This is a genomic window from Empedobacter sp. R750, assembly GCF_030324345.1.
GTDB classification, from domain to species: domain Bacteria; phylum Bacteroidota; class Bacteroidia; order Flavobacteriales; family Weeksellaceae; genus Empedobacter; species Empedobacter falsenii_C.
On record NZ_JACAGF010000001.1, the window covers coordinates 430,302 to 442,816 of the forward strand.

At 31.5% G+C, this 12,515-nt stretch carries 10 protein-coding genes; 3 read left to right on the top strand and 7 right to left on the bottom strand.

Annotated features, from left to right (window positions below):
* Positions 1-10: 10 nt before the first annotated feature.
* From HXZ74_RS02275 to HXZ74_RS02305, 7 genes are all read right to left on the bottom strand, one after another.
* A complete protein-coding gene (locus HXZ74_RS02275) occupies positions 11-1,330 on the bottom strand; it encodes a RagB/SusD family nutrient uptake outer membrane protein (RefSeq protein WP_286473627.1) in 1,320 nt (439 codons plus the stop codon).
* 12 nt (positions 1,331-1,342) lie between these two features.
* On the bottom strand, positions 1,343-4,684 hold the full coding sequence (locus HXZ74_RS02280) for a SusC/RagA family TonB-linked outer membrane protein (protein ID WP_286473630.1): 3,342 nt from the start codon (positions 4,682-4,684) through the stop codon (positions 1,343-1,345).
* 9 nt (positions 4,685-4,693) lie between these two features.
* Complete coding sequence (locus tag HXZ74_RS02285; RefSeq protein WP_115000287.1) at positions 4,694-7,273, bottom strand: zinc-dependent metalloprotease; 2,580 nt, start codon at positions 7,271-7,273, stop codon at positions 4,694-4,696.
* Between the two features lie 79 nt (positions 7,274-7,352).
* Positions 7,353-8,822: a histidine kinase gene (locus HXZ74_RS02290; RefSeq protein WP_286473633.1), complete on the bottom strand. Its 1,470-nt coding sequence runs from the start codon at positions 8,820-8,822 to the stop codon at positions 7,353-7,355.
* A 286-nt stretch (positions 8,823-9,108) separates the two neighbouring features.
* A complete protein-coding gene (locus HXZ74_RS02295) occupies positions 9,109-9,267 on the bottom strand; it encodes a lmo0937 family membrane protein (protein WP_038335736.1) in 159 nt (52 codons plus the stop codon).
* A gap of 63 nt (positions 9,268-9,330) precedes the next feature.
* A complete protein-coding gene (locus HXZ74_RS02300) occupies positions 9,331-9,822 on the bottom strand; it encodes a nuclear transport factor 2 family protein (RefSeq protein WP_260392441.1) in 492 nt (163 codons plus the stop codon).
* A gap of 46 nt (positions 9,823-9,868) precedes the next feature.
* Entirely contained in the window at positions 9,869-10,261 is a 393-nt protein-coding gene (locus HXZ74_RS02305; protein ID WP_115000291.1) for a hypothetical protein, read from the bottom strand.
* Positions 10,262-10,350: 89 nt separating this feature from the next.
* Here HXZ74_RS02305 and HXZ74_RS02310 point away from each other — a divergent pair, with 89 nt between their 5' ends.
* The 3 genes from HXZ74_RS02310 to HXZ74_RS02320 are packed head-to-tail and all read left to right on the top strand — an operon-like array spanning position 10,351 to position 12,503.
* Complete coding sequence (locus tag HXZ74_RS02310; RefSeq protein WP_115000293.1) at positions 10,351-10,884, top strand: class I SAM-dependent methyltransferase; 534 nt, start codon at positions 10,351-10,353, stop codon at positions 10,882-10,884.
* On the top strand, positions 10,844-11,731 hold the full coding sequence (locus HXZ74_RS02315) for a glycosyltransferase family 2 protein (protein ID WP_115000295.1): 888 nt from the start codon (positions 10,844-10,846) through the stop codon (positions 11,729-11,731). The genes HXZ74_RS02310 and HXZ74_RS02315 overlap by 41 nt, the downstream gene beginning before the upstream one ends.
* A 7-nt stretch (positions 11,732-11,738) precedes the next feature.
* Positions 11,739-12,503 (top strand): hypothetical protein, encoded by a 765-nt coding sequence (locus HXZ74_RS02320; RefSeq protein WP_147279985.1) that lies wholly within the window; start codon positions 11,739-11,741, stop codon positions 12,501-12,503.
* Positions 12,504-12,515 lie beyond the last annotated feature (12 nt).

Genomic DNA, 12,515 nt, shown 5'->3' on the forward strand with positions numbered 1-12,515 from the left:
TCTAAAAATGTTATAAATGAGGATTATTGAGCTTAGCTGCTTGTGGAATTTCTATTGTATAACGAACATCATTTTCTTGTAAAATATACTCTTTACCCGAAATTTGATGTATAATTTGTTTTTGATTTGCTCGACGTAAATCATACCAACGCTGTCCTTCCAACGCAAATTCTCTGAAACGTTCATCTAAAATAAACTTCATCAATTCAGTAGAATTCATCGCAGAAATTTCAGTTTGTAATTTTGCAAAACCAGCTGTTGTATAACGATTTTGTAAAACCGAAAATAAAGTTGCTTTTGCTTGATCTAGCTTGTTTAATTTCAAATATGACTCCGCTTTGATAAAATATAATTCAGCTACACGGAAAGACGTTTTGAACTCTGAATTTCCACCTTTGATCACTTTATATTTTGATCCACTTTTCTCAAAATAAAGAGGAAAACGTAAATCATTTTGAGTATCATAACTGCTTAATAATTCTGGCGAGACATAAGCCATATATTGTACAGCGGGATTCAATGTATTGTCTAAAGCTAAAATAGATTCGGCAGATGTGTAATGATTTGGAACTTGTTTTGTTGTGTTCAAATTTACTAAATCACCTTTGATTTTTAGTGTTGAATCAGAAAAATCAATTGCTTTTTGCCATTCATTTTTATACAAAGCGATTCTTGCTTCTAAAGCATTTAAAGCTGCATTTGAGAATCTATAATTTAATCCAGCTAATTGCTGATCCATTTTCATCAACTTTGTTGCTTGCGCTAAATCAGACTCAATATGATTATAAACTTCTTGAACAGATGAAGGTTTAAGCGTTGCTTCTAAATCTACTTTTAAATTTAAAGGAACACCTTTGTCTGTACTTGCTGTTGCCGAATTATATGGTTTTCCATATAAATTCACCAAATCAAAATACGCATACGCACGTAACGCATAAGCTTCTGCTAATAATTGATCTTTTTCAGCTGAGTTTTCCATTGTTTTTGGTCCTTCGTTGATGATTTGATTGGCATAAAAAATCACTGTATAAAAACTAACCCAAGGAAATTGAATTGAGATTTGATCTGGATTTGTATCCTTCCATTGTGCAATTTCACGGTACGAAATAAAGTCATTTGAATATTCATTCAATGTAACCTCATCCGTGCGTAAAGCTGTCAACGACTTGTGTGTTGGATATTTTGAATAAGCATTTGTTAATACCATTCGATAATCTTCTACCGTTTTTGGAATCACTTTTCCATCTGGTTCAATATCCAAATAATTGTCACAACTAACTGCTGTAAAGCTAACTGCAACTATGCTTAATAATAAAAATATTTTTTTCATTTGATTTAAAATTTAGAAAGAAACATTAAGTCCTACTGTTACAGATTTAGCAATTGGTTGTGCATAAATATTTCCATAAGTTTCTGGATCAAAATAACCTTTGTATCCATTACTAAATACAAATAAATTACGTCCTTCTAAACTAAAACGAGCACTTTTGAAACCGACAACCTCAGCATATTTGTTTGGTAAAGTATAACCAAGACGAATGCTACTGATACGCATATAACTAATTTCTTTCGCCCAAATGTCTAATAAATTGTACGCATTTGCATTGTTTCCTGCAAACCATTTGTTCGCCATCCAGCTATCGTTATCGCCTTTAATTGGACTTGTAATTCCTGGAAGTGTAGAACCTGCCTCGAAAATATCTTGTGTATAATTACGACCTGGATCCAATTCCATTCCACGATAAGAAGGCGTTTTCATTACCGTTTGTTTTAAATTGAACGCTGCAGAAATCGTTAAATCAAAATTGTGAATTTTGAAATTATTGATAATACCACCTGTAAATTTAGGATCGCGATCTCCAATGTATGTAAATAATTTACGTTTCTCTTCACTTGTTAATTTAGAATCAACAATTTCTCCTGGTAAAAAGTCTTCGTATAAATCATATAAAGCAAAGAATTCTTTTGCAGAAACTTTTTCATCTCCTTTCCAGAACATTGGATTTCCGTATTTATCAAATCCAGCTGTTTTTAAAGCAAAAATTGCATTGACAGGTAAACCTTCTCGAGATGGAACTAAACTATTTTCACGTTGTTGCTCTTTAAGAACTTTACTTTTATTGTGCGCAAAATTAATTGTTGTCGACCATTTAAAGTTTTTCTTATCAATGTTGCGTGTTGTTAAAGCAATCTCAAAACCTTTGTTTGTCAATTCTCCCCAATTCACCATTGTATATTCAAAACCTGTTTCTAATGGCGTTTCGCGCATACTAATCATATCTGTTCCTTTACGATTGTAAACATCAACAGCAAGGTTGATACGATTTTTGAAAAGACCTAAATCTAACCCAACATTTGTATTCGTTGTTTTTTCCCAACGCAACAAATCATTTGGTAAATTAATCGCATTGATAATGTCTTCTTTATTACCTGGTAAAATTGTTGCATCGTTATAATCTCCAATAAAGAAAGGTGAAGTATTACGATCAATATTTCCTTGTAAACCATAAGAAGCGCGTAAACGAAGATTCGAAATGAAGTCAACATTCTCCATAAACGACTCTTTTGAAACTAACCAAGAAGCAGAAACTGCCCAAATTGGTAAATATTTATATTTTTTATTAACTCCGAATAAATTTGTACCATCATAACGTACACTACCAAAAACTGTATATTTTCTGTCTAATGTATACGAAGCGGTTGCAAATGTAGATACATAAGCATTCTCATCCGTAGGCATTTCTCTGTACGTTTCGTAACGTTTATCTGATGCAAAACTTGAATTTGGGAAAACGATTGGCGTTCCTGTTTTAGTTATTTTATTGTAACCAAAAGCACGCGTTAAAGTCGTTTCGTTTTGTGTATGACGAATTTCTGTTCCAGCCATCAAGTCAATTTCGTGACGATTGTTAATCGTTGTACTATATGTACCTTGAAGCTTCCAGTTATATTGAAAAAATTCGTTGTCCCAATTTTGTTTAACACCTCCGTCTGGTAAGAAATACAAATATTGTCCAGATTTATAATAACGCGTTCCTTCTTTCATTTTACGCGTAAAATAAGTTTCTTGTTCTGCGTATTTTTCTGTTTTGTTACTATCGTATTGAATTCCGAATTGAGAAGTTAATTTTAAACCTTTTGCTAATTGATAATTAAGATCAATAATACCTTTTAACGAACGATTTTTTAATGTATAATTCGTATTTTCTCTTTCTTCAATAAAATTGAATGGAACAGAACGATCTTCAAATCCATCAATATCGTTGTCATAACGATAAGAACCATCTGCATTAAATGGAGATAAATATGGATTCGCATTTCGTGAATAATTAATTGGATTGATAGACGCATCTGCATCTGTTACAAAAGATTTTTTATCACTTGAAGTTGCAAAAATAGAAATCCCTACATCTAATTTATCGTTAAGTTTATAATTGTTTTTTAAAGTAAGATTATAACGTTCAAAACCAGTTCCGATCGTTGTTCCTTGCTCATCATAATATCCTAATGAGAAGTAATAATCAGAACGATCATTTCCTCCTGAAATACTCAAACCATATTGTGTATTAATTGCATTACGGTACAATAATTTTCCCCAATCGGTTGTGTTATTTCGTAAAGAATTAATTTGATTTTGCGTGATAAGATCTAAAGAATTAAATCCTCCATTACGTAAAGCATTTAATTGACCATTCTTTTGCAAAATTCGCATCACTTCACCTTTATCAGTACGATACGTTAAATCATCGCGACTAGCAAGCATTAATTCAAGATCAACTTTCTGTGAAGCATTTAATAAATTTAAACGACCAAAATCTGGACGAGCTGTCACAAATGTATTCGCAGAAAAATTAACCGTCATAGCGCCTTTTTTACCACGTTTTGTTGTAATCGAAATTACACCATTTGCAGCTCTTGCTCCATAAATAGCCGTTGCAGCAGCATCTTTAAGGATTGTAATATCTTCGATATCGTTTGGATTTAAACCAGCGATAGAAAAGTTTTGCAATTGATCGATGTTATCTTTATCACTAAAGTTTGGTACATCATTTCCTTCTAATGGTAAACCATCAATCACCCATAACGGATCTTGTGGACCTGAAAGAGAAGCAGTACCGCGAATCCTAATTTTACTTGGCGAACCAGGCGAACCAGTTTCTGTAGAAACAGCTACACCAGCAATTTGTCCGCTTAACAATTGGTCAACACTAGCAACACCAGCTTGTTGAATGTCATCCATTTTTACAGTTGATACTGCCGATGTTAGTTTACGTTTTTCAATTTTTTGATAACCTGTAACAACAACTTCTTTTAGATCATTATTTTCTGGAAGAACTTCACCTGAAGTTGATTTTAAGCTTACATGATATGTTGCTAAATCTGTAGAAAGTTCAACTAATTTAGAATCATAGCCTAAATAACTAATCAATACAGATTTTGTACCTGCAGGAACTTCTAATGAAAAGAAACCATCTTCATCTGTAACAGTACCAACCGTTACACTTTCTATAATTCCTTTTTGATCTGTTTTTGTCGAAATTGATTGAGCTTCAATTTTAACAGACGCACCAGCAATTCCAACCAACGATTTTTCGTCTTGAACCGAACCTGTAATCACTCTCTTTTCTTGAGAAAACGCAATACTTGCCGCAAAAAGTGGCAAAAGAATGAGTGTCTTTTTCATTTCTATATCTTACTTTAAAGCTTCTTTAATACGGATGATTAAATCAGCATAATGCGCTTTTGTAGACGCATCTCCATTATTCTTTTTCTTGTTTAACAAAGTCAACACGCGTTGTAATTCTGCTCTTTTATAGGTTGTCACTTCCGACACTCTTTTCATAGAAGAATAGTTGATATTACGCGCCATTTTTTCTTCGTCTAAATAATTACAGATAGTTGGTACTTGTAGGTTTTGGTCAATTGTAAGTCCCGCAACAGTTGTTTTCTCAAATAATTTGTTTGTTGAAACAATTAATGCATCAACATAATTTTTTTGAGTCATTTTTTCAAGAATTGTTAAGTTTGACTTTTTATCAAAAGCTGCACTTCTTACTTGATCAAATAAATTTTCAACTGTATATATTTTTTCGTTTGAATTTAATTCTTGGTGTTTCAATTCATTTTCTAACAAGCGCAATAAACGATCGTCGGTAAATAAATTATAAATCAATCCATATTGCATTTCTCTCGCTAATGTGTACGGTGTTTGCTCGTATGGTCCCATTGGCGAATTTTTGATTGCATACGTTTTATCTAAAATATCATTGAAGAATAACCATTTTGGTAATTGAATAACATTTTCGTTTAAATAATTAACCGCTTTGCGTTGCATATCCGCAGGAACTGGTTCGTATGCCTTTTTATCAATTCCGAAATATGTATTATTCAAATAAATTCCACCAACATTTGCTAAAACATGATTTGAATATAAATCCCATTGTCCGATAGTTTGGTAATATAATTTTCCTGTATTGATATAGCTTTTCCCATCTTCGTACGTCCATTTCAAAATATTTTCTGAAACACGTTTAAGATTTTTCATACCATATTCACTAGCCAAAACAGCATCATCACCTAAATCTTCTGATTGAGAACGCGGATCAATTGTACTTAAATAGCTTTGTTGTTCACCATAGAAATACATTGGATCATCTTCGTGTTTTTCAATCATTTTACGAAGTGAAGCTTTCTCCGTTTCTTGATTTGGAAACCAACGATATCCCCATTCGATTGCATATTTATCATACAAACCGATTTTTGGTGTAATCGCTGTAACACCATCTTCTGGCTGTGCCACATAATTGTAACGCGCATAATCCATAATAGATGGTGCAGTTCCACCCATTTTATCCGTAAATTCTCTCGAACGTAAAGATTCTACTGGATAAGAAAAAGATGCACCCATATTATGTTTCAGACCAAATGTATGACCAACTTCGTGAGAAGATACAAATCGAATTGCTTCTCCCATATGTTCGTCACTAAATTTATTTCCTCTTGCTTTTGGATCAATTGGACCAGTTTGAATACGCATCCAATCATGCAAAGAAGTCATTACATTGTGCCACCAAATAATATCAGCCTCTAAAATTTCTCCACTACGCGGATCAACAACAGAAGGTCCCATTGCATTCGATTTTGGAGAAGCTGCATACGTAATTACCGAATAACGTACATCGTCAATATCAAAATCTTTGTCATCAGCAGTTGGTTCTTTTGCGATAATTGCATTTTTGAAACCAGCTTGCTCAAAAGCAACTTGCCAATCGTGTACACCTGCAATAATTTTTTGACGCCATTGTTTTGGTGTCGAAGGATCGATGTAATAAATAATTGGTTTCTTAGGTTCTACTAATTCACCTTTTAGATATTTTTCTTTATCCTCATCTTTTGGTTCCAAACGCCATTTTGTAATAAAGCGTTGATCTTCCATTTTGTGTTGAGCATCATTAAAAAACCAATGTTTTTCTGTGAAATATCCCACACGATTATCTGCTAACCTAGGTTGCATAGGAGTTGTCGAAAGTAAAACAATATTACTTGTAACACCTAAGGTAACGGCCAAATCTACCCCTCCTTCATTCACGCTTGTCGTTAATTGAGACTTAACCACAATGTTTTCTGGAAACGTTTTCACATTTTCCACATACGATAGATTTGCCTTTACCGAACCTCCTAAACCTATGTTCGTTAATACATCATTAAAACTTTTTTGATTTCCATCAAAAATTTTGTTCACTTTAATCGCAACAGCTGTCGAATCGTTGTTTTGAGCTTCTATATCAAAAACCTCAATAATCGATTCTGAGAAATTATCTTTTACAGAAGCTGTGATTGCGTCATTTTTAGGCGAAGAAACTTGTGGAACAATTGTTTTTACCCACACTTTTTTAGCTACTTTATCGTGATAAAAAGAAATTACTTTGTTTTCGTAATTCATTCCTTTATTCAAGCCCGCTTCATTTACTTCCATCGGAACTTGAGACAATTTATTCACCACCAAAAATTGACGTCCAAATAAACTATCTGGAATCTCGAAATAGATATCAGTTTTTACTTGAATGGTATTAAACAATCCTTTCTTGTAGCTTCCTTTCTTGATTAATTCATCTATTTTTTTAACTTTCGTTACAGTAGAATCCTTTTTCTCTGTTTTATCTTTTTCAGCTTTTTTATCCTCTTTTTTTTGTCCGTAAACAACAGCCGAAGACATTGCCAAACCAAGATATAGTGCTAATTTATAATTCTTTCTTTCCTTATTATGACTCATTCGAACATTAAATTATCATTAATTATGGCATAAACTTAAGCGCAGTTTTCTTATAATAATAGTTTTTTGGAGTGAGTGGCTAGTTTTTTGGAGTGAATGGATATTTTGGTTCGATATAAGGTAAAAAACAAATAAAATCTTCATTTTCTACTTTTGTTGAGAAATTATCAACTTGATAAAAATGATAGATTTTTTGTAAATAGTTTAAACCAAATTTCTCATTTTCTGTTGCTTTATTTTTTTTCTGAAAAGTATTTTTGACGATAATCAAATCAGATTTCACAACAATATTTATAGTCAAAGGTTGATCAATTGTAGCAATATTATGTTTTATTGCGTTTTCTATAACAATCTGTAATGCTAAATAGGGAATATTTTTTTCTAAGCTTTTAGAATCTTCGATTTGTAAATCAAAAATCAATTCTTCCGAAAATCTACTTTTATACAAATCCATGTATTGCGCAATAAAATCTAATTCCTTTTTTACAAGCACTACATTCTCTTTTGGCGGAACAATAAGATATCGGTAAATTTTAGAAAGATTCATCGTGAATTTCTGCGCATTCTCTTTGTTCAAACCAATTAACATATAAAGAGAATTCAACGAATTGAATAAAAAATGTGGATTAATTTGATTCTTTAATTGTTGTAATTGCGTTAGAGTATTCGCGTTTTTAATCTTTTCGTTTTCAATTAACAACCTATTTTTTTCTTCAATTACAAACGCTTTTTCCTTGTATGTTTTAGATGTTATTTTATTGAATAACAAAAAGATAATTATAATTAAAAAAACAGTCCCTAAGAAAATAAAACCTATATAAAATTTAGTTCGTTCTACATTTTCATCAATGATATAACTCAAATGATTCACGACAATATATCCATCAAAATTTTTGGTGCGTAAAGGTTTTATATAACGCTTAATATCCGTATCTTTTATAAATTCGGACGAAGCATCATTCAACGTATATAAATCTTGTGAAAAATTAGAATTAATTGTGCTAGTTATCGTATCGTTTGGCTGAATATCTGTAAAATTGAAAACATTTTTCCCAATAAATTTTTCATCAGGATGCGTAATACAAATTCCATCTTTATTGAAAACATACATATAATTGGACGAAGTTGCATCAACTGTCGTAAAAAAATTATACAAATCAAACAGATTAATCGTCGAACCGTAATACATATTTTGTCCATCAGACAATTTGATAGAATCGTAATTTACCCAATACAAGGTATCTTTATAATCCAATAAAAAATTATCAATCTGTTGATTTTTAGTAGCATATATAGATTGAATTTTATTAACATTTGGTTGATTGATAGCTTTTGAAAGGATTGATTCATCAGGAAAATGATTTGCTTCTGGAGAATGAATAGAAAACCAATCATGACGAATTAACTTTCGATTTGAATTTAATTCATTCAAAACCAAAAAATGATCAGCTACATTTTTTTCATTTGTCTTTTTAACAACTTTTTTTAAAACTTCTTGGTATTCTTCGATGTTTTTAAACTCAAATTCAACTGCTTCATATTTTCTCAAAAAACTTTTTTTGACAAACTCATCATTATTTTTTTGACTTTCTTTATTAATCAAAAAACTCAATATAACAAGAGCAAACACAGCAATAACGCTTACAATAAGCGCTATAACATAAATGGATTTATTGGATAAATGGACTTGAAATCGAAAAGACAAACTAATTTTTTTGCAAAACTAAGGGAAGCTTTTTAATCTAAAAAATTAGAGAACATTTATCATAAAATGATAATTTTCAAACAATTGACAATATGATATAAACTAAAATATCTCCCTTACGGGAGATATTTTATGATTTTCGTCCAGTAATCAATCGATATAAAATCGCAATAACTGCCAAAACCAAAAGAATGTGGATAAAACTACCAACTGCTTCTCCAAAACCGAAATATCCAATTGCCCATAAAATAATTAATATTACCGCAATTGTGTTAATTAAATTTCCCATAATAGTATATTTTAAGTGGTTTAATGATTTAAACAATAATAATGCCTAAGTATAGATTTGATTTTAAAACATTGGATGCGGATTTGCAGATTCTTTTGGTACATCTTGATGCACGTCCCAATGTTCTACAATTTTTCCGTCTTTCAGTCTAAAAATATCTATTGTTGATTTTAGCGAACCATCTGGATTTGTATTTTTGATATGCAAGAAAACCAAGTCTCCTTCTGCCGCAATATGTTGTACATCAATTTTGGTTTTTGGAGCTCCTTTGAACCAGCCTTCCGCAGCTTTTTTGAATGCCTCAGATCCATCTGCTACATTAGGATTGTGTTGTATATATTCTGGAGCAATATATTTATCAACCGCAGTTAAATCCTTATCACCAAACATTTGTTGGTAAAAATCAAGAACAATTTTTTTGTTTGATTCAATTTCAGAATTTGAATTAACTTTCGCAGATTCAGGTTTAGGTTCAGTTTTATTTGTACAACTCATCATTTGAAGAGAAAGCAAAACTGCTGAACCAAATAATAAAGGCGTGATTATTTTTTTCATTGTAATAGATTTTCAAAATCTATTATCAAAAATCTATCCGAATAAGTTATTTAGTCTTTTCTTTCTTCGTAAATAAATGAGAAATCACTTCGAGTTTATCATGATCGAACAAACACAAACCTTCGACATAGAAAGGTGTAAAATGAAAACTTTGTTGATCTACGATTCCAAATTCTTTCAGTTTTGGTTCGTAAACGACAAAACCTGTGCGCAAAAATGGCTTTTTTGAGACTTTATATAACACAATATCATTGGTAAATAATCGTCGATTTCGTTTATCCAATATATTTATTCCAATATCTATGATATCAAATTGCAAAGCATTCTCGTGCCAAGAGAATTCGTTATAACCTTTAAAATAGGTTACTCCATCAATCTCCTTCGCAAAACCTTCTACTTTATTTTTGTTTCGTAATCGATAATATCCGATCGTTTTCATCTGGCAAATTTGCAATAAAAAAATTAAAATAGAAACGAACAATATTAAAAATAGATGATTAAATTTATCATCCGAAAACAACTAACACAATGTACAAAGTATATCCACAAAAAAGATACAATGAAACCTTAGCTTTGCTAAAGCAATTTGCTCAACCCACTGATAAAATCCTTGATTTGGGAATCAAAAATCCTTTTACAGATGTGATGTTGGAAAATGGTTTTGATGTAAAAAATACAAATGGCGACGATTTGGACTATTATTATAAGGATTTGCAAAATTATGATGCTAACTTTGTGACGGCTTTAGAAATTTTAGAACATTTAGTCAATCCAATGGAAGTGTTAAGAAATTTGCCTGGAGATAAATTATTAGCTTCAATTCCGATGCGTTTGTGGTTTTCACCTGCTTATCGTAATCAAAATGATGCGCGAGATGTACATTATCACGAATTTGAAGATTGGCAATTTGACATGTTAATGGAAAAAGCTGGATGGAATGTGATACATCGTCACAAATGGACGCATCCATCAAACAAACTGGGAATAAGACCCTTATTAAGAAGAATTACACCAAGATATTATGCTGTCTACGCAGAACGAAAAAAAGACTTTACTTACTAAATACTCTATTGTTATACCTGCACATAACGAAGAAGATTTTATTGCGATTACGCTAAATTCTCTCGTTAATCAAACTGTTTTGCCCTATGAAGTGATTGTTGTAAATGATCATTCAACCGATAAAACGCAACAAATTGTAGAAGAATTTACAACAAAATATCCGTTCATCAAATTAAGAAATATATTATCAAAAGGTGAACATCAACCAGGAAGCAAAGTGATACAAGCTTTCTTGAAAGGTTACGAAATCATTGATCCTAATTATGATATTATTGTTAAATTGGATGCAGATTTAGATATTCCGTTTAATTATTTTGAGACTATTTTAACTCATTTTAATCAAGATGAAGATATTGCAATGGTTGGTGGTTTTGCGTATATTGACAAAGACGGAAAATGGATTCTTGAAAATCTGACAGATAAAGACCATATTCGTGGCGCATTTAAGGCTTATCGAAAAAATTGTTACGAAAAAATTGGTGGATTACGCGCACATATGGGTTGGGATACAGTAGACGAATTGTTGTGTAAATATTATGGTTGGAAAGTTGTTACAGACGAATCTTTACACATCAAACATCTAAAACCAACTGGTGCTAGTTACAATAAATCGGCACTTTACAAACAAGGTGCAGCTTATTATGCATTAGGTTACGGATTTTGGATTACATTAATTGCTGGCACAAAATTGGCTTTACGTAAAAAGAAACCCACCTATATTTTGTATTATTTGAAAGGTTTTTTTGAAGCTAAAACCAATGGTACAAAAAAAATGGTAAATCGAGATCAAGAGAAATTCATCCGAGATTATCGTTGGTCGAAAATGAAACAAAAAATAAAAGGTTAAATCTAACATGCGATATTGGTTAACATACACACTATTTATCTTTCCATTCATCAGCTTTGCGCAAAATAAGTTGATTACTGGTTCTGTGGTTGTAGACGAAGGAAACGATTATATTTCCTCAGTTTCTGGTGCTCGTATAGAAAATCTGACGTCAGAAAGTAAGACATATACAAGCCCTTCGGGTTATTATTCTATCCAAGCAAATGTTGGCGACACGATTTTGTTTGAAGCAGATTTTTTGATTCCTAGAAAAATTGTAATCAACCAAAATATTTACAACAAAGGTTTTTTACAAGCACATTTGGATATTGAAACAATTGAATTGAGTGGTGCTACAATTGGTAAAGGTCCTTTACAACCTAAATATCACAAGGATAATAAAACAGATTTGTACGATAAAATGGGACTTGATCAACGTTTACGAGATTTAGAACCTAAAAGAGATATTGCCAAATTCAAACCAATGGATGTTTTAAATCCTGTTCGATTAATTGGTCATATGAATGGTTTTTACCGTGAGCAACGTCGTGTACGTAATTACGAAACAAAACTTTCTCTTGTTCAAGAAGTTAAACATTATTATCCAACAGATTTTTATACGAATCAATTACAAATTCCTGAATATAAAATAGAAGAATTTTTATATTATGTTAATGCACGTTATCCGCTCCAAGAAAAAGTTTTGAGCAGACAATTTGGTACGATAATGATTGATTTAGAATCTTATGCGAAAGATTATTTGAATGAATTGAATCAAAACAAAAATCAATAATTCTTAATAGAT